This window comes from Streptomyces sp. NPDC006283, from assembly GCF_040613325.1.
Lineage (GTDB): Bacteria > Actinomycetota > Actinomycetes > Streptomycetales > Streptomycetaceae > Streptomyces.
This window is the reverse complement of sequence record NZ_JBEXRZ010000145.1, coordinates 1-17,548: the sequence shown is the minus strand read 5'-3', so window position 1 is coordinate 17,548 and position 17,548 is coordinate 1. Positions and strand designations below refer to the sequence as shown.

The following is a 17,548-nucleotide window of genomic DNA, read 5'->3' as shown; positions in this document are numbered from 1 at the left end:
GGGGCGCAGCTCAAGGCAAAACAGGTAAAGCAGGTCTTACTTCTCGACGATCGCGAGCACGTCGCGAGCCGAGAGGACGAGGTACTCCTCGCCGCAGTACTTCACTTCCCGGCCCGCTGTCCTGCGGGTCGGGAAGGGGGCGGCGGCATCGCGGGAGACCGTGCACGCACCGACGAGAGCGTGGAACCGCCGGTCCACGCCCGGCACTACGCCTCGTGTGCCGCATGCCAGATCGACCACCGATTCCGCGTTCACTCGATCTCAGGAAACACGTCGTGGGGCACGGTCCTTGACGGCAGCCCCAGGCGCGGCCGCGCTCCGGGAACGCGACCGCGCCGGCAGGGCTGCTACGAGCCGGACCCCGTCTCGTGGACAACCAGCACGCCACGGCCGGTGGCGGTGTGGACGTTGTTGCGGGCGGGCTCGCCGCAGTGGTTGCAGACCACCACGGGATCGAGCACCTCGCCGCAGGAGTGGAGCCAACGGACCGGCGGGTCATCGGGGTTCAGATGGCGGTCGCCCCACCGCATGAGGGTCAGCAGGACGTCCCCCACCTCCTTGCCGGCCGTGGTGAGGTGGTACTCGAATCTGGGTGGACGCTCGCTGTACTGCTCGCGCCGGACGACGCCGCCGGACTCCAGCTTGCGCAGCCGTGTGGTCAGGATGTCGCGCGACGCCCCGGTATTGCGGACGATCTCGTCGAATCGGCGCACACCGTGCAGGATTTCCCGCACGGCGAGCAAGGACCAGCGTTCACCCACCAACTCGAGCGCGTCCGCGATGGAACACGCTCGAGGAGCTGTTGACTTCGCCATGGGCCCCACCTTAGGTCCACTCTCTTCCGGAACGCCATGCGGTGCGTCGACCGCCGCCTCCGGCGCCCGTCCAGGGGGTCTCAGAGTCGCTCAATGACGGTCGCGTTCGCCATGCCACCGGCCTCACACATGGTCTGCAGTCCGTACCGTGCCCCCCGGTCCTCCAGATTGTGGAGCAGCGTGGTCATGATCCGGGCCCCGCTGCCCCCGAGCGGGTGGCCGATCGCGATGGCTCCGCCGCGCACGTTGAGCTTGTCGATGTCGACACCGGTCTCCGACTGCCAGGCCAGGACCACGGAGGCGAAGGCTTCGTTGACCTCGAACAGGTCGATGTCGTCCACACCGAGGCCGGCCTTGCTCAGCACCTTCTCGGTGGCGGGCATGATGGCTGTGAGCATGAACAGGGGGTCGTCCCCGGCCACGGCGAACGCCCGGAAGCGGGCGCGGGGCCGCAGACCGAGCCGCTCGGCCACGTCCGCACCCATGATCAGCAGGGCCGCCGCGCCGTCACTGAGGGGCGAGGTGTTGCCCGCCGAGACGGTCCAGCTGATCTCCGGGAACCGCTCCTCCATCCGCGGGTCGTAGTAGGCGGGCTTGAGCCCCGCCAGCGCCTCGGCGGTGGTCGCGGGCCGCACGGTTTCGTCCGGCATGCCGCTCCAGGCGACCTCCCGGTCGAACTCGCCCCGCTCCCAGGCCGACGCGGCGCGCTGGTGGGAGAGCAGGGCGAAGGCGTCCTGCTCCGTGCGGCTGATCTTCCAGCGGGCCGCGATCAGTTCGGCGCTGATGCCCTGCCCGACCAGCCCGTCCGGATAACGCTTCCCCAGCTTCGGGCCGAACGGATCGCTGCCGGGAAGCACGCTGGACCCCATCGGTACCCGGGACATCGACTCGACCCCGCAGGCCACCACCACGTCGTAGGCGCCGCTCATCACCCCCTGGGCCGCGATGTGCACGGCCTGCTGGGACGATCCGCACTGCCGGTCCACCGTCATGGCCGGCACGCTCTCGGGGAAACCCGCGGCCAGCACCGCGTTGCGGATGGTGTTCAAGGACTGGTCCCCCACCTGGCTGACACAGCCGCCGACGACGTCGTCGATCAGCGCGGGGTCCACTTTGGTGCGCTCCACCAAGGCGCCGAGCGTCCTTGCGAGCAGGTCGACGGGGTGCTCGCCGTGCAACACGCCACCTGGCTTGCCCTTACCGGTCGGTGTGCGAACCGCCTCGACGATCACTGCATCCCGCATGAATACCTCCTGTAGCGAAACCGGGGGCCTCGGTCGGCGGCCCGGTACTGACGAAAGATGGCAAGCACGGCCGACAGCCGTGCTCGCCCCGTGTCATGACTTTTCTGCGGCGGCCTGCGACGCCCGCCCGGCCCGGCCGAGGAAGAGGCTCGCCACCGCGGCGGCACCGGTGGCCACCAGCGTCATCAGCCAGCCGTCGTCGAAGGCGCCCAGCATCTCGGTGGTCCCGCTCGGCACGCCCATGACCGCGACCAACAGCGCGATACCGAGCACGGTGCCGACCTGGCGGGCCATGGTGACAACGCCGGAGCCGGTGGAGAAGCTCTGCGGCGGCAACGCCGTGACAGCTGCGGTGATCAGGGTCGGCAGGGTCAGACCGACGCCCACGCCGGTGAGCAGCATGCCGGGCAGCATCCCCGTCAAGTAGTCGGCGGCGGGCTCCAAGTGCACGTACCACCAGGCGATTCCTGCGGCGAACACCGCGCAACCAACCACCGCGATCGGGCCGGCGCCGAGCCTGCGGGCGAGCGGGCCGATACTGATGGCCAGCACGGGCGGCAGCAGGGTGCCCGGGAAGATCGCCAGACCCGTCCTGAGTGGCGACCAGTTCCAGACGTCCTGGCACCACAGCACGGTGGACAGCAACATGGCCGCGAATGCCACCGCAAAGAGGACGTTGGCCAGCGAGGCCGGACTGAACGCCGGGATCTTCAGCAGCGGGAGAGGCAGCACCGGCGACCGGTGCCTGGCGGAGCGCGCCACGAACCACACCAGCAGGACGAGGGTGGCGGCCAGCGCACCGAGGAAATTCCTGGAGGCCCAGCCCCAGTCCTCGCCCTTGACCAGACCGAGCGCGAGTGCCGCGATGGCGATGGTCAGCAGGCCCGAACCCAACAGGTCGGGGCGCGGCAGATCCCGGGCGGGCACCCGCGGCAGCACCCGCGCGCCGGCCACCAGGGCGGCGATGCCGATCGGCAGGTTCACCAAGAACACCCAGCGCCAGTTCAGTTCGGTGAGCAGGCCGCCGGCGACCGGACCGAGGGCGCTGGCCACACCACTGATGGCTGTCCAGGCACGTACCGAGGACATCCGGCGCTCCGGTGGAGCGGAGGCAAGGAGCAGGCCGAGCGAGGAGGGAATGAGCATGGCCGCGCCGACGGCCTGCACCACGCGGGCCGCCACCAGGAACCAGACGTCGGGAGCCAGTGCACAGAGCGCGGAGGCGACTGTGAATGTCACGATGCCCGCGAGGTAGGCCGTCCGGGGGCTGGTGCGGTCGGCCAGGTTGCCCGACGGCACCAGCAGCGCGGCGAAGACCACGGCATAGGCGTTGAGCACCCACGACAACGACGCGAGCGAGGAGCCCGAGAACTCGCGGCCGATGTCCGGCAACGCCACGTTCACGATGAACACGTCGAGGTTCGCCATGGCCACACCGGCCGCGACGACGGCGAAGACCGGGCCCAGTCGCGGTCTTGGTGCCGTGGATCCGGGGACGGCAGTGGTCTGTTCGTCGGGGAGGCTCATGATCGTCCCGTTCTTCCCGTCATTGGGTTCGAAATTCCAACTGACCTGGTCGGCGAACGTAGCAACGGTTGATCGGAGCCTGCAACCAACAGGGGGCGGGTGTGACGGAAAACGCTCAACTGCGCCAGAGGGAAAGGTGGTTGCCTCTCCGAACCGACGTTGTTATGGTCACTCCGCCATGAGGGTTGGAAATCCCGACCCACTCGGGGCGGCCGTGAGCAGCAGCGCCGTGGATCCTCTCTCGATCCCCAGAAGGCCGCGCCTCGGTACGCACCTGCATCGCCTCGCACGGACCCGAAGGTACGAACCGACACACCCGGAGTGAGAGTGAGCTCTACCGAAACCCTGGCTGACCCGCTCGATGTGATGGGCCGTCTGCTGGCGCCTGAGGGAAAGCAGAACCCGTACCCCTTGTACGAGGAGATGCGCGCCCACGGTCCGGTGGTGGACGTGGGCGGTGTCCATGTCTTCGTCACCGGCCACGCCGAGTGCGCCCGGGCCCTGCGCGACCCGGACCTGCTCTCGACCGACGCGGCCGTCCAGGACGTGAAGTTGCCGGGCTGGCGGGATCACTCCTCGTGGTACTGGCTGACGAAGAACATGCTGTTCTCCAACGACCCGGACCACGAGCGCTTCCGGCGCTTCTTCGGCAGCGCATTCGCCGCCCGGAGCGTGGCCGCGTGGCAGCCGATGGTGGAGCGTCGGGCCGAGGACGCCGTACGCAACGTCGCCGCGCTCGGCGCGAGCGGCGAAACGGTCGACCTGGTACCCGAGTTCACGTTCCGCATGGCCACCGGCGTCATCGGTGAGCTGCTCAGCATTCCTGACGAGGACCACGCAGGCCTGCGCGGCATCGTCGGCGACATCACGCTGGCCCTGGAGCCCATCGGCGACCTGGCGCAACTCGTGCCGGGCGACGGCGCCATGGACCGTCTCGCGGCGTACTTCCACGAGCTGGTCGCCCGCCGCCGCGCGACCCCCGGCCCTGACCTGACCAGTACGTTCATCAAGGCCCGCGACGCGGGGGGCGAGCTGACGGACGAGGAGCTGGTCGCCAACCTGATGCTGCTTCTGGTCGCCGCCGCCGAGGCGCCGCAGGACCTGCTCAGCAACATGGTGCGGCTCGCCCTTGAACACCCCGCGGAAGGGGCCAGGCTGCGTGACGAGCCGCAGGCGGCCGCCGGCTTCGTCGACGAGACGCTCCGATACGACCCGGCGGTGCAGGCGCTCAACCGGGTGGCCTCCCGGGACCTGGAATTCTTCGGGGTGAAGGTCGCCGCCGGAGTCCCGCTGACCCTGCTCGTCGCCGCAGGCAACCGCGACCCTCGACGCTTCCCCGACCCCCACGTCTTCGACCCGTCGCGCCAGGACAACCAACCGCTCACCTTCAGCGGCGGCATGCACTACTGCCTCGGGGCCGCGCTGGCCCGGATGTCGGCGGAGACGGCGGTGCCGAAGCTGCTGAACCGGCTGCCCGGCATGACCCTGGCCGGCCCGCCGACGTTCCGCAACCAGATCGTGCAGCGCGGACACGACCGACTACTCGTCACAACCTGCTGACCCGGGCCATCCGGCGGATGTCCCGCTCCACGACGAGCGTTCCCTACGCACCTGCAGCGGCAGGACCACAGCGGATCCGTCCGCTGAAGGAGAGGAAGACACGTGTCGACGAACACACCGTTCGGTGACCAAAAGCTCGCGGCCTCCCTCGACGGGGACTTCACAAGCGAGTACGCCGACGTCAACGGGGTCCGGCTGCACTACGTGGCCGGCGGACAGGGAGAGCCGTTGGTGCTTCTGCCCGGCTGGCCGGAGACGTGGTGGGAATACCGGAAGATCATGCCGTCCCTCGCCGAGCGCTTCCGCGTGATCGCCGTCGACATACGCGGAATGGGCGGCTCCAGTAAGCCCGCGTCCGGGTACGACAAGAAGTCCATGGCGGGAGACATTCACGCCCTGGCCGTCCACCTGGGTTACCAACGCATTAATATCGCGGGTCACGGAATCGGCTCTATGGTCGCGATGAGCTATGCCCTGAATTATCCGTCGGCGACGGCGAAGCTGGCGATGCTGAATACGACCCACATCGACGAGAACTACCACGAGTTCCGCATCATGCCTCGGCCCACCGATCCGGGACCGCACCGCTGGTGGCTCGCATTCAACCTGGTCCCCGATTTCCCGGAGAAGATACTGGCGGGCCGCTACCGCCACATGGTCGACTACATGTTCGGCCTCAGTCTGGTGAATCCGGACGCCATCACCTCCCGCGACCGCGACGTCTACGCCCGCGCGTACGACTCACCGGAAGCCATCCGCGCAAGTCAGGCCTGGTTCCAGGCCTACCAGCAGGACATCGACGACTTCCGCGGGTACGGCAAGGTGGGCGTACCCGTGCTCGGGCTCGCCTACGGAGGCTTCTTCGAATACATGCAGAAGGTGCTGCCCACCCAGGGAACCGACGTGCGCGTGGCCGAGATCAAGGACACACGTAACTATCTCGTGGAGGAGCAGCCGGAAGCCGTCATAGCAGAGTTCATAGAATTCTTCGGCTAATCCGGGCAAAATTCCGGAAGCCCGAGGCGCCACCTTCGCAGGCGAAGCCTCGGGCATTACGAGCGGCCGACCCGAGTACTCCATGCGCCGTTCCCCCTGCCCACCGATCTGCCATTGTGGTGATCGTCACGGACGTATATGCCTGCCGAATATCCTAGAGGCAGGCTACTGTTGGGTACATGCCAATTACCCACGAAACAAGCGGGCCAGGAGCACTGCTGGCGAATCCGGTCGACGGGGAGGTCGAAGCAGAAAACCACCTGCAGGGATTTGGCGGATTTCACGGTGGGCTCGCTCTTGCCCTGCTCACTTCTGCGACGCAGGCGCACGTCCCCGGTCTGAAACTCCAGAGCGTCACCGGACGCTTCGACCGACCGATCGAATCCGGTTTCACCGTGTCGAGTTCCCTCGTCCGCGCCGGCCGGACCAGCGCGGCGGTGACCGCCGGGGCGGAGAGCGCCAAGGGGCTGCACATCGAGGCATCGGCCGTCTACGGACGTCCGGGAGAGCCCTCCTGGCAGCCGGTGGCACCGGCCGCGCCCGCGGCCCCGCAACCGGACCAGTGCGAAGAGTTCGCCATTCCGCCGGAGTTCGTGCCCATCGCCGCCAGCATGGAGATCCGGCCGGTGGGATCCGCGCGCCCGTACGCGGGCGGCACTGAGCCCGAACTCATCGCGTGGGTACGTCTCCTGGAGGACGACAACACGCCGGACGTACTCCGATTCGTCTTCCTCATGGACGCCCTCGCTCCCTCCTACGCGGCCGTCCTCTCCCAGCTCGTCCTGGTGCCCACCGTCGAGTTGACGGTCAGGCCCGGCGCGGGACTCGCCAAGGCCTCCTCCCCGTGGATCCTGCTGCGCGCCAGGACACTCGCCGCCTCGGCGGGTGGCTGGATCAATGAGCAGATCGACGCCTGGGGCCCGGACGGCACACACCTGGGGGCCGCCCACCAGCTCCGGGTGGTCCGCGCAGGCTGAGTCGACGCACACGCTTCCGACAGAGAACAGACCTGAAAGGCCGTTGGCTGTGGAACCGTTGGATCCCTCCTCCGGGACGTCGCTGGTGCACATCCTTGACCAGCGGGCCCGGCAAACACCCGACCGGCTCGCCTTCCGATTCCTGCCCGACGGAACGAGCGAGCATGCCATCGACTGGACCTACCGCGATCTCGCCGATCGGGCAACGGCGGTTGCCGCCCGTTTGCACGACAGCGGGCTCGACGGTGGGCGTGTGGTCCTCGCCCTCGATCCCGGACTCGACTACGTGGCGGGCCTGTTCGGCGCCCTACGCGCCGGATGCACCGCCGTACCCTCGTTCCCGCCCTTCGGTCGACGGGCCGTGGGACGCTTCCTGTCCATCGTGGAGGACTGCGCCCCCAGGGCCGTCCTGACCCACCCGCGCTTCGCCGGCCACGTGGACCAGTTCCACGAGCAACTGTCCGGCACCACGGAACGGCCGCAGTGGATCTTCCCCGAAGACGAGTTCTACCTGACCCGGCCGGAACAGGACGTACCGCTTCGGGCGGCCGACCCTGCCCTGCTCCAGTACAGCTCGGGCTCCACCGGAGACCCGAAGGGCATCGTCCTCACCCATGACAACCTGGTGAGCAACTGCCGGGTCCTCGACAGCCATATGGGCTTCGAGGAGGACCGCATCGGCTGCTCCTGGCTGCCCCCGTACCACGACATGGGGCTGATGGGCACCATCATGCTGGCGGTGCACGGGGGCTGGCCCCTCGTCATGATGTCCCCGGTCCACTTCGTCCAGGACCCGTACCGCTGGCTCAAGGCGATCACCGACCACCGGATCACCATCACGGTGGGACCGAACTTCGCGTTCGACCTCTGTGCCACGAGCATCGGCGACGAAGAGCTCGCCACGCTCGACCTGAGCACCCTTCGGCAGGTCTTCTGCGGAAGCGAGCCGGTGTCCAGCGCGACCCTGGAGCGGTTCGAGAAGCGCTTCGGCGCCGCCTGCGGCTTCGACGTCGGTTCCGTCATCCCCTGCTACGGGCTTGCCGAGGCCACCCTTTTCGTCTCCGGAAAGCCCGAGCAGAGCTCGGAGATCCGGACCGAATGGGTGAGCAAGGAGGCGCTGGAGCGCGGTGAAGTGCGCAGGATCGGCAGTGAGGCCACCGACAAGGCGGTCGGTGTGGTCAGCTGCGGCGTGATCGCCACGGGCCACGACGTCATCGTCGTCGACCCGGAGTCCGGCCGCCCGGTGACGCCGGGCAGCGTGGGCGAACTGTGGGTCACCGGATCCAATGTGGCAACCGGCTACCTCGGTCGGCCGGAGCTGACGGACAAGACCTTCGGCGCACGGCCGGCGGGCCGCGACGACGGACGCGAGTACCTGCGTACCGGAGACCTCGGCTTCCTGCTCGACGGGGAGCTGTTCGTCACGGGCCGGCTCAAGGACCTGATCGTCATCAGCGGCCGCAACCTCCACCCGCAGGACATCGAGTCGTCGGTCCTCGGGTCGCACCAGGCACTGCGCAGGGCGGCCGCGTTCTCCGTGCGGAGCAACGCACGCGACGAGGAGGAAGTCGCGATCGTCGCCGAGTACCGCGGCACGGCTCGGGAGTTCGCGGCTGACGAGAGCGAGCTCAGGGAGTTGGTGACCGCGGCAGTGACGGGAGACCACGGTGTCCGGCCCGCCTGCATCCACTTCGGCCCGCCCGGAACGGTCCTGATGACCACCAGCGGCAAGATCCGCCGCAGGGCGACGCGGGACGCCTTCCTCTCCGGAGAACTCAAGGCGTTCGCGTCGGTCCCGGTGGCGAAGCGGACGGCCGTCTCATGAGCGCCGCCGACGCCGGAGCCGACCGGGTGATACCCGCCGGGACCGCGGACGGGGTCGACGTGGCCGCCCGCAGACTCGCCTGGGTCACCGTGGGCGTGCCCACCCTCGGTATGGCGGCCGCCATCGCCTTCTCCCTCGAGCACGGATTCACCTGGTACGACGGAATGCTCCTCGCGGTCATGTACCTGATCACCTCACTGGGCGTCGAGGGCGGCTTCCACCGCTTCTTCTCCCACCGCTCCTTCTCCGCGGGACCGGCCATGACCGCCTTCTGGGGCATCGCCGGCAGCATGGCCGCCCAGGGGCCGGTCGTCTTCTGGGTCGCCATCCACCGTCAGCACCACGCCTTCACCGACCGGGACGGCGATCCCCACTCCCCCCGGGCGCTCGCGCCGGGGCTCTCCGCCCGGCTGCGCGGGTTCTGGCACGGCCATGTCGGCTGGCTGTTCACCGTGAGCCGGCAGAACTGGAGCAAGCGCGCCTCGGACCTGGTGCGGGACCGGTTGGTCATGCGGCTCAACCAGTACTACTTCGTCTGGGTGTTGGCCGGACTCGCCCTTCCCGCGATCCTCGGCTGGCTCCTCAGTGGCGGCACCGCGCGCGGTGCCATCGGAGGCCTGCTCTGGGGCGGGCTGGCCCGGATCTTCCTCCTCGACCATGTGACATGGGCAGTGAACTCCATCGGCCACACGCTGGGGAACCGCGACTACCGCACGCGCGACAACAGCAGGAACGTCGCGCCCCTCGCGGCGCTGTCCGTGGGCGGGTCCTGGCACAACAACCATCATGCGCGTCCCGCCCTCGCCCACAACCGGCACGGACTGTGGCAGATCGACCCGACAGGCGCCGTGATCCGGTCCTTGGAGAAGCTCGGCCTGGTGTCCGATGTGCGCTATCCCGAGCGCATGCGCAGTGATGAGACGCGAACACGCACACAAGAGAAGGGGATGTGAGCGATGTCATCGGCCAGTTACTCCACCACCCCTGCCGCCGTCGCGAAAGCGGTCGTCAGGCTCGATCCCGTCAGCCTCCGGACCAAGCGGTTCTCCGCGCTGACCACCATGACACTGCCGCTCATCGGCACCGCGGCGGCGGTCTACTTCCTGTGGACCGGGCAGTTCACCGCGACGGACCTGTGGCTGTTCGGCGTGATGTATTTCGTCCACATGTTCGGCATCACGGTCGGATTCCACCGGTATCTCGCGCACAAGGCGTTCAAGACATCGGCCGTGTTCGAGGGCATCATGATGATCACGGGCTCCATGGGGGCCCAGGGTCCGCTGATGTTCTGGGTGACCACGCACCGCAGGCACCACCGGTTCAGCGACCAGGAGGGTGACCCGCACTCGCCCAACCTGCACGGGTGGGACTTCAGGGCTCGTATGCGCGGCCTCTGGTACGCGCACATGCCCTGGATGCTCAGCGCGGAGACGACCAAGTGGACCGTCTTCGGGCCCGACGTGCTGCGCAGCCGGCGACTGATGTACTACCACCGCACCTACCCGCTGTGGGTGCTCAGCGGTCTGCTGCTCCCGGCCGTCGTCGGTTTCGCGATCGAGCAGACCGCGATGTCCGCGCTGACGGGTCTGGTCTTCGGCGGACTGGCCCGCATCTTCGTGGCCAACCAGGCGGCCTGGTGCGTCGGTTCGATCTGCCATGCCTTCGGCGGACGCCCCTTCGACAACGAGGACCGCAGCGCCAACAACTGGCCCGTCGCCATCTTCACCTTCGGTGAGGGTCTGCAGAACAACCACCACGCCTTCCCCGGTTCCTACCGGCACGGCGTCACCTGGTGGGAGCCCGACCTGAGCGGGTGGCTGCTCGCGGGTCTCGGCAAGCTCGGCGTCGTGTGGAGCCTGCGCGAACCCGACAAGGCGACCATCGCCAAACGCAAGGAACGGACAAGGATGGCGGCTTGAGAGAGCCGCGCCCACCCGTCAACAACGAGACAGGAGCGTGCAGGTGTTCAAAAGAAAAAAGGTTCCGCACCCTCAGGGACCGCTGACCGAAGCGGCACTCAAGCAGTGGCTCACCGATTACCTGGCGATCCACACCGAGATACCGCGCGACACCATCGACACCGAGAAGACGTTCGAGTCGTACGGGCTCGACTCCCGGGTGGCGGTGCAGGTGTCCGGAGCCCTCGAAAAGATCGTGGAACGCCGGCTGTCGCCTGGGCTGCTCTACGAGTACCAGTCCATCGACGCCCTGAGCCAGTACCTGGCCAAGGAGCTCAGGCTCACCTCCTAGGCCCCAGGTCCTTCCTTCGGATCACTGGCACCGACCGTTCTCACAAGGGAGACGACATGGGTGCATTCGACTTTCCGTCGGCACCGGACGAACACTTCCAGACGTTTCTGGCCCAGGCGGAGCAGATCGAGGGCGAACGCCTCGCGGGCGCGATACCAAAGGAGTACTTCGAGCCGCGCGTGAGCCGGGGCATCGTCGGCTTCACCGTCAGCTGGCTGCTCTATGCGGGTGCGATCGTGGGGGTGGCCTGGTCTCCGCACTGGCTGCTGTGGATACCCCTGTGGATCGTGGCCGGTCTCGGCGGCTGGGGACTGCACTGCATCGCACACGACTGCGGCCACGGCTCCTTCTCCCGTTCCCGCAAACTCAACTACGCGATCGGGCACATCTCGCTTCTGCCGCTGATCTACCCGTTCCACGCCTGGCGGCATGTGCACAACATGCACCACAGCAGCACCAACCACCTGGAACTCGACACCGACTGGCGCCCTCTGCCGGCCGGCATGTACGACCGGATGTCCCTGTGGCAGAAGGCCGTGTACATCTCGACCCGCACCTGGGCGTTCTGGGGCGGGACGATCAACTACTGGGTGGAATCCGGGTTCCGGCCCGGCTTCTACCCGAAGGCGGGGCAGCGGCGAGAGGTGCGGCGCTCGATCATGTTCGTCGCCGCCGTGGCCGTCCCGTACTTCGCGGCACTGGTGTACTTCACCGGCGCCCCGGGGCTGCTGCTCTACTTCGTCGCCCCCTGGATCGCCACCCACGCCTGGTTCAGCGCGACCACGCTGATGCACCACAGCTCCAGCGACGTTCCCTACCTGACGGCCGAGTACTAGACGCGCAACGCCAGCCGACTGCTGGTCACCACGGACTACGTCTATCCGAAGTGGCTGCTGTTCCTCACGCACAACATTTCCATCCACACGGCGCACCACGTGGCGCCCGTGGTGCCGTACTACAACCTGCCCAAGGCGCAGGCGATGCTCAAGGAGCGTTATCCGGGCATGGTGCGGGAACGCAGGTTCAGCTTCGGGCAGATGTGGGGCATCGTCCGCCATCTGCACTTCTACGACACGGAGTCCGGGTACTACTCGGACCTGTCACGGAGCAAGGTGACGCCGAAGACACCCACGTCCGTGGGGCCCGAGGGCAGCCGGTGAAGGCTCAGCTGCTGCGCAGGTTCGTCCACACCGTCGTCGGGGCCATGGCCCCGTCGACGGGGGCGCGGTGGGCGACCGACGTGTTCAGCAGCACACGCACCCTCGGCCTGCACCCGGACAACGTGCTGCCCCTGGGCGCCGACCGGTTCACCGTCATCGGCAGCCCCGACGTAGCGAACGGCTTCCTCTGGGGCGACGGCCGGGCAACCGAGGGCACTGCGCTGCTGGTGCACGGCTGGGCCGCGGACAGCAGCAGCATGCACTCGCTGGTCCCGCCGCTGCGCGACCTCGGATTCCGGGTGGCGGCCTTTGACGGTCCCGCGCATGGGGTGCGCGACGGGGACCAGGCGACGATGACGCAGTACACCCGGGCCGTCGGCGCCGTACTGGACACGCTCGGCGACGTACGGGTCGTCGTGGCCCACTCGCTGGGCGGCATCGCCGCGATCGGCGCGGCGGTGGAGAGAGCCGGACGGCCACTCGACTGCGTCGTCCTCGTCGCCCCGGCGTGCACGCTGGGCGGCGTCCTGGACCGCTGGGAGGGCGGGGGCCTGCGGCTGACGCCCGCCGTGGTGCAGGGCATCTACGGCGAGCTGCACCGCCGCAACGGCGTGCCGGTCAGCCACTGGGACATCGTCGGACTCGGCGCCTCATTCGACCGGCCGGTGCTGGTCATGCACGACCCCGCCGATCCGATGGTGCCGTACTCCGATGCGGAGGCCGTCGCGGCCGGGCTGAAGGACGCAACGCTGGTGAGCAAACCGGGGACCGGTCACATGGGCATCCTCATGTCGAAGGACGTGGGTGCCGCCGTCTCCGCCTTCGTCACCGAGCACAGGCACAGGAACAGGAACAGGAACAGGAACAGGCAAGGAATCGTATGAGCAACCAGTCCGGCAAGCGGGCGTGGATGTGTCTCCTCTGCGGATGGGTCTACTACGAGGAACTGGGCCTTCCCGAAGAGGGGTTCCCGCCCGGCACCAAGTGGGAGGACATCCCCGACGACTGGGAGTGCCCCGACTGCGGTGCGGCCAAGGTCGACTTCGTCATGGAGGAGCTGTGACCGAGGACGTCACACTGCCCGCTGACGCCGGGTCGGCCCGCTCGAGCCCCACGACTCCTCACCGCGCCGTTGCTCACATGGTGTGGTCCTGACATTACCCACGGGTAGGTTCGACGGAGCCGGTGAACGAACCTCCTACCCTCAACCTGGAGGAAGACATGGCACGTTCGGTGATTCTGGGGGGAGCACGCACCCCCATGGGAAAGCTGCTCGGATCCCTCAAGGACTTCTCGGCGGCCCAGTTGGGCACCGTGGCGATCCGCGCAGCGCTGGAGAGGTCCGGGGTGCGGCCGGACCAGGTGCAGTACACGATCATGGGGCAGGTGCTCACCGCGGGCGCCGGACAGAACCCTGCACGACAGGCGGCGGTGGCAGCGGGCATCCCCATGGGAGTACCCGCGCTCACCGTCAACAAGGTCTGCCTCTCGGGGCTGGAGGCTGTGGCCCTTGCCGACCAGCTCATCCGCGCCGGTGAGTTCGACCTGGTCGTGGCCGGCGGACAGGAGTCGATGACGCATGCCCCGCACGTCCTGCCCAGGGCACGCGCCGGGATCAAATACGGCGAGACGCCGCTGATCGACAGCATGGAGTCGGACGGTCTCTTCTGCTCCTTCGACGACGTCGTGATGGGCAGCGCGACCGACCGGTACAACACCCGCTACGGCGTGACCCGCGAGGAGCAGGACGCCTTCGCGGCCGCCTCGCACCGCAAGGCGGCCGCGGCTGTCGACGCCGGCGCCCTGGCCTCGGAGATCGTTCCGGTCTCCGTGCCGCGCCGAAAGGGCGACCCGGTGCTCTTCGAGCACGACGAGTCGCTGCGCCCGGACACCACGGCAGAGATCCTGGGCAAGCTGCGCCCTTCCTTCAGCCCCTCCGGCACGATCACTGCCGGCACCTCGTCGCCGTTGTCCGACGGTGCGGCAGCGGTCGTGGTGTGCAGCCGTCGCAAGGCCGAGGAGCTGGGCCTCGACTGGATCGCCGAAGTCGGCGCGCACGGCAATGTCGCCGGGCCGGATGCGAGCCTGCACGAGCAACCGGCCAACGCCATCCGCGCCGCCTTGGCCAAGGAGGGCATCGGCGTCGGCGACCTGGACCTGGTGGAGATCAACGAGGCATTCGCCTCGGTCGGCGTCGTCTCTGCCGCCAGGCTGGACCTCCCCCAGGACATCGTCAACACGGATGGAGGGGCGATCGCCCTGGGCCACCCACTGGGCGCCTCCGGAGCGCGGCTGGTGCTCCACCTGGCCCACGCCCTGGGGCGACGGGGCGGTGGCACCGGGGTCGCGTCGATGTGCGGGGGCGGCGGTCAGGGAAGCGCGCTGGTGATCCACTCACCGACTCCCTGACGGCCTGCGCCGGCAGCGCCGCACGGAGGGCCCCCCGGGCCCCCTCTCCCTCCTCCCATCCCCGTCCGGACAGCGGAAGGCCCAGCATTGATCGTCGTACGTCCCGAGGTTCTTGCCGCCTACCCCGTGGGTGGCACGCACTTCACCGTCATTGTCGAGAAGCCCCTGGCCCGGAGCATCCGGATCGAAGGACGGAGCCCGAGCGGTGCGGAGCCGTCCCTGATCGCGGTCGAGCCGTCCGCATCGCTGGCCGCTCTGCTCACCACCACGGTGCCGGCCGATTCAGACGTACTCGTCCTCGCTGCCCGGGACGGCCTGCTGTCCGCCCCACCCGAGGCAGTCGGACCGTCCCGCGTCGTGGTGGGCGCGCGGCTCTGCGAGGGCCCTCTGGCCCAGGAACGGCTGCGCCGTCTCCTGACCGCGATGGAGCGGACCCGTCCCGACGCGACGGCGCACCGGCGCCGGCGGATGCTCTCGGCGATGCAGGAGCCGGACGGGCTGACCCTCCACGAGCCACTCACCGGCTCAATAGCGGTACTGGCCGGGTACGTTGAGCCGCACGGGGACCCGGAGGCGGGCGGCGTGCACCTGGCACCGGCAGGCCGGATGCTGTTCCGCTCCGCCCCAGGCGGCACACCGCTGTCCGGGACGGTCACCGTCAAAGGGCGCCCCGTCGTCCACGGCACCCCGCACGGACGGCAGCGCCTGTACGAACGGCTGTCCCCGCTGGTGTCCTACCCCGTGGTACTCACCGTCGACGAGGGCCGGGTCTGCGGATGGAAGTCCGTCGAGGGCGGGTCCGACGGAGCAGCGGCGGCACTGGCGGAGCTGTGCCGGGAGAACGAGGCATACCGCTCGGTGAGCGGCGTGGTGTTCGGTCCGAACCTCGAACCGGGCCGGCTCCCCCATATCACTGCGGCCACCACGTCGAGCACCGGCAGGTCCACCGCCTCGGTCCACCTGGAGCTGGGCACCGGCCCCATACCTCACCGGCTCGCCTTGCCCTGCGCCACGACAGGCGTGTACGCCACCGACAGCGGCACGTGGCTGACGGGCGCGGTCCCCCGCCCCTCGGGCCGGCCCGCGTTCCGGCTCGGGGCAGGGGGCCGGCCGGGGGCCATGGCAGGGAACAGATCCTGACCGCGCTCTACCCGCTCTCTTCATCCCTTCCCACGCCGGCCGGGTCGTGCCGCGCATGACGTGGTTCACCCGCAACGCCGTCTGCGCAGTGTCCGCTTCGCCACCCAGCCGCCGGGCGACGGCCCGGCCGATCCGGCCGAGCCGACTATGCCGAGGTTCGGCGGTTTGCGCACCGCCGAATTTTTGCTGCCACGCCTTTCGCCGCTCCGCCGAAAAGGACCCGCCCAGCCGCTTCCCTTTCACCTCATCAGCCGCTCTGCGCATGCGCGCCTAGGCCTATCGGCCGACCGGACAGGCCAGGCCGATGCCCCACTTGTAGCGTCGAATTCGAGGGCGCCACATGGCGTGCGCACCGCATCGATGCCTGCCGAATCGGCAGCGGCGGGCTGACGGTCGAAAGGGCAGCGAGCTGATGCTCAGTGGGACGACGTCGAAAGTGACCTGGGTAACGATGTCCATCGCGGTCTCCCTTGCCTTCGCCATATCCGTCTCGGCTCCGACTCGGGAACCCGCCTCCCCCGGGACCGCCCCGCGTCCGGCCTCTGCCGCCCCTTCCGCATCGGCTTCGGCGGCCCACGCTCCCCCGGCCTCCCATCAAAAGGGGCAAGGGGAAACCACCGCACTGCCGTTCAAGGGCGCGCTCATCGAATGCTCCTCCAGGAAACCCCGGCTCGCCCACGACCTGACCCGCGACATAGCCCGCACACTGGCCAGTCGCGACAGCCGCGCCTCGATAGCGCTGTACGACCGGACGACGCGCACTTCCTGCACGTACCGCGCCGACAAACGCTTCGACTCGGCGAGCATCGTGAAGCCGACGATCCTGGCGGCGCTGCTCCACATCAGAGACGGATATCTGACCGAGGAGGAGCAGTATCTGGCCAGGAAAATGATCGCGAATTCGGACAACCGGTCGACGTACGTGTTGTGGGACACCGTCGGACCCGGCAACATCCAGCACTTTCTGGACGAGGCCGGAATGACGAACACCGCCATCGACGAAGCCGGGTTCATGGGTCTGACCCAGGTCACCGCAAGGGACCAGGCCACTCTGCTCGCACTGCTGACCGGGGAGGACGACACGGTCCTGGACGAGGAGGAGCGCGCCTACATCCTCGGACTGATGCGTGACGTGCAGAACGATCAGCGGTGGGGAGCGCCCGCCGGGGCGCCGGCGGACGCCGCGGTCCAGGTCAAGAACGGATGGCTTCAGCGTTCCGACGCGAACCTCAGAAATCCGTGGGACCGCGGGGACTGGAAGGTCCACAGCATGGGCGCCTTCACCGGCCGTGCGTACAACTACGGCCTGGTGGTCCTCACCGAGAACAACCGGGTGCCCGAGGACCGGCATCCGGATGCGGGATGGGTCTACGGGATGGACACGATCGAGAGTGTGGCGAGGGCCGTGCACCGGAACCTGCACCCCGACCGGTGACACAGGGGCGGCTTCGCCCGTGCCGTATCGCCGCCGCGCGGCAGCCTCCTCGACGGAGACTGCCGGTGCTCGTCACATGTGCGAGGGCCCGGACCGGCAGACCACCGGTCCATCCGGTGGACCTCGGCACGTACGTCACCGCGGAGAACGGGCCTCTCGAGCTCAAGGTGACCCGTAAGTCCTACAAGGACCCGGTCGTCGCCACGCAGG

15 protein-coding genes and 2 pseudogenes are annotated in these 17,548 nt (G+C 68.6%); 13 read left to right on the top strand and 4 right to left on the bottom strand.

Features of this window, described 5'->3' with window-relative positions:
* Nucleotides 1-36 precede the first annotated feature (36 nt).
* The 4 genes and pseudogenes from ABZ070_RS25505 to ABZ070_RS25490 form a co-directional block, all read right to left on the bottom strand.
* Nucleotides 37-114: pseudogene (locus ABZ070_RS25505) on the bottom strand (co-chaperone GroES); the annotation flags it as partial.
* A 233-nt stretch (nucleotides 115-347) separates the two neighbouring features.
* Nucleotides 348-815 (bottom strand): helix-turn-helix domain-containing protein, encoded by a 468-nt coding sequence (locus ABZ070_RS25500; RefSeq protein WP_356637654.1) that lies wholly within the window; start codon nucleotides 813-815, stop codon nucleotides 348-350.
* Nucleotides 816-895: 80 nt separating this feature from the next.
* A complete protein-coding gene (locus tag ABZ070_RS25495; RefSeq protein ID WP_356637653.1) occupies nucleotides 896-2,059 on the bottom strand; it encodes a thiolase family protein in 1,164 nt (387 codons plus the stop codon).
* 93 nt (nucleotides 2,060-2,152) lie between these two features.
* Entirely contained in the window at nucleotides 2,153-3,586 is a 1,434-nt protein-coding gene (locus ABZ070_RS25490; RefSeq protein ID WP_356637652.1) for a DHA2 family efflux MFS transporter permease subunit, read from the bottom strand.
* A gap of 327 nt (nucleotides 3,587-3,913) precedes the next feature.
* On the opposite strand from ABZ070_RS25490, the gene ABZ070_RS25485 reads away from it, so the two are divergent.
* The 13 genes and pseudogenes from ABZ070_RS25485 to ABZ070_RS25425 all read left to right on the top strand — a co-directional run bounded on the left by ABZ070_RS25485 (nucleotide 3,914) and on the right by ABZ070_RS25425 (nucleotide 17,338).
* Nucleotides 3,914-5,146 (top strand): cytochrome P450, encoded by a 1,233-nt coding sequence (locus tag ABZ070_RS25485; RefSeq protein WP_356637651.1) that lies wholly within the window; start codon nucleotides 3,914-3,916, stop codon nucleotides 5,144-5,146.
* A 102-nt stretch (nucleotides 5,147-5,248) separates the two neighbouring features.
* Nucleotides 5,249-6,142, top strand: coding sequence for an alpha/beta hydrolase (locus ABZ070_RS25480; protein WP_356637650.1), 894 nt, complete (start codon nucleotides 5,249-5,251; stop codon nucleotides 6,140-6,142).
* Nucleotides 6,143-6,321: 179 nt separating this feature from the next.
* A complete protein-coding gene (locus tag ABZ070_RS25475; protein WP_356637649.1) occupies nucleotides 6,322-7,119 on the top strand; it encodes a thioesterase family protein in 798 nt (265 codons plus the stop codon).
* 85 nt (nucleotides 7,120-7,204) lie between these two features.
* Nucleotides 7,205-8,944, top strand: coding sequence for a fatty acyl-AMP ligase (locus ABZ070_RS25470; protein WP_356637648.1), 1,740 nt, complete (start codon nucleotides 7,205-7,207; stop codon nucleotides 8,942-8,944).
* On the top strand, nucleotides 8,941-9,897 hold the full coding sequence (locus ABZ070_RS25465) for an acyl-CoA desaturase (protein ID WP_356637647.1): 957 nt from the start codon (nucleotides 8,941-8,943) through the stop codon (nucleotides 9,895-9,897). Before ABZ070_RS25470 ends, ABZ070_RS25465 begins: the two co-directional genes overlap by 4 nt.
* A gap of 3 nt (nucleotides 9,898-9,900) precedes the next feature.
* Complete coding sequence (locus ABZ070_RS25460) at nucleotides 9,901-10,863, top strand: acyl-CoA desaturase (RefSeq protein ID WP_356637646.1); 963 nt, start codon at nucleotides 9,901-9,903, stop codon at nucleotides 10,861-10,863.
* Nucleotides 10,864-10,906: 43 nt separating this feature from the next.
* Nucleotides 10,907-11,194 carry an acyl carrier protein gene (locus ABZ070_RS25455; RefSeq protein ID WP_356637645.1) on the top strand — a complete coding sequence of 96 codons (288 nt, stop codon included), beginning with the start codon at nucleotides 10,907-10,909 and terminating at the stop codon, nucleotides 11,192-11,194.
* 56 nt (nucleotides 11,195-11,250) lie between these two features.
* A pseudogene (locus ABZ070_RS25450) lies at nucleotides 11,251-12,354 on the top strand (fatty acid desaturase).
* Nucleotides 12,351-13,238 carry an alpha/beta fold hydrolase gene (locus ABZ070_RS25445; RefSeq protein ID WP_356637644.1) on the top strand — a complete coding sequence of 296 codons (888 nt, stop codon included), beginning with the start codon at nucleotides 12,351-12,353 and terminating at the stop codon, nucleotides 13,236-13,238. The pseudogene ABZ070_RS25450 and the gene ABZ070_RS25445 overlap by 4 nt, the downstream one beginning before the upstream one ends.
* Nucleotides 13,235-13,417, top strand: coding sequence for a rubredoxin (locus ABZ070_RS25440; RefSeq protein WP_159685962.1), 183 nt, complete (start codon nucleotides 13,235-13,237; stop codon nucleotides 13,415-13,417). The genes ABZ070_RS25445 and ABZ070_RS25440 overlap by 4 nt, the downstream gene beginning before the upstream one ends.
* 158 nt (nucleotides 13,418-13,575) lie before the next feature.
* Entirely contained in the window at nucleotides 13,576-14,763 is a 1,188-nt protein-coding gene (locus tag ABZ070_RS25435; protein WP_356637643.1) for an acetyl-CoA C-acetyltransferase, read from the top strand.
* Nucleotides 14,764-14,850: 87 nt separating this feature from the next.
* Nucleotides 14,851-15,903, top strand: coding sequence for a hypothetical protein (locus tag ABZ070_RS25430; protein ID WP_356637642.1), 1,053 nt, complete (start codon nucleotides 14,851-14,853; stop codon nucleotides 15,901-15,903).
* 436 nt (nucleotides 15,904-16,339) lie between these two features.
* Complete coding sequence (locus ABZ070_RS25425; protein ID WP_356637641.1) at nucleotides 16,340-17,338, top strand: serine hydrolase; 999 nt, start codon at nucleotides 16,340-16,342, stop codon at nucleotides 17,336-17,338.
* The last annotated feature ends 210 nt before the right edge of the window (nucleotides 17,339-17,548 follow it).

What these genes read in the sequence shown, in the direction of transcription:
- ABZ070_RS25500 (WP_356637654.1), bottom strand. Translation starts at nt 815, where the DNA reads ATGGCGAAGTCAACAGCTCCTCGAGCGTGTTCCATCGCGGACGCGCTC.
- ABZ070_RS25495 (WP_356637653.1), bottom strand. Translation starts at nt 2,059, where the DNA reads ATGCGGGATGCAGTGATCGTCGAGGCGGTTCGCACACCGACCGGTAAG.
- ABZ070_RS25490 (WP_356637652.1), bottom strand. Translation starts at nt 3,586, where the DNA reads ATGAGCCTCCCCGACGAACAGACCACTGCCGTCCCCGGATCCACGGCA.
- ABZ070_RS25475 (WP_356637649.1), top strand. Translation starts at nt 6,322, where the DNA reads ATGCCAATTACCCACGAAACAAGCGGGCCAGGAGCACTGCTGGCGAAT.
- ABZ070_RS25465 (WP_356637647.1), top strand. Translation starts at nt 8,941, where the DNA reads ATGAGCGCCGCCGACGCCGGAGCCGACCGGGTGATACCCGCCGGGACC.
- ABZ070_RS25460 (WP_356637646.1), top strand. Translation starts at nt 9,901, where the DNA reads ATGTCATCGGCCAGTTACTCCACCACCCCTGCCGCCGTCGCGAAAGCG.
- ABZ070_RS25440 (WP_159685962.1), top strand. Translation starts at nt 13,235, where the DNA reads ATGAGCAACCAGTCCGGCAAGCGGGCGTGGATGTGTCTCCTCTGCGGA.
- ABZ070_RS25435 (WP_356637643.1), top strand. Translation starts at nt 13,576, where the DNA reads ATGGCACGTTCGGTGATTCTGGGGGGAGCACGCACCCCCATGGGAAAG.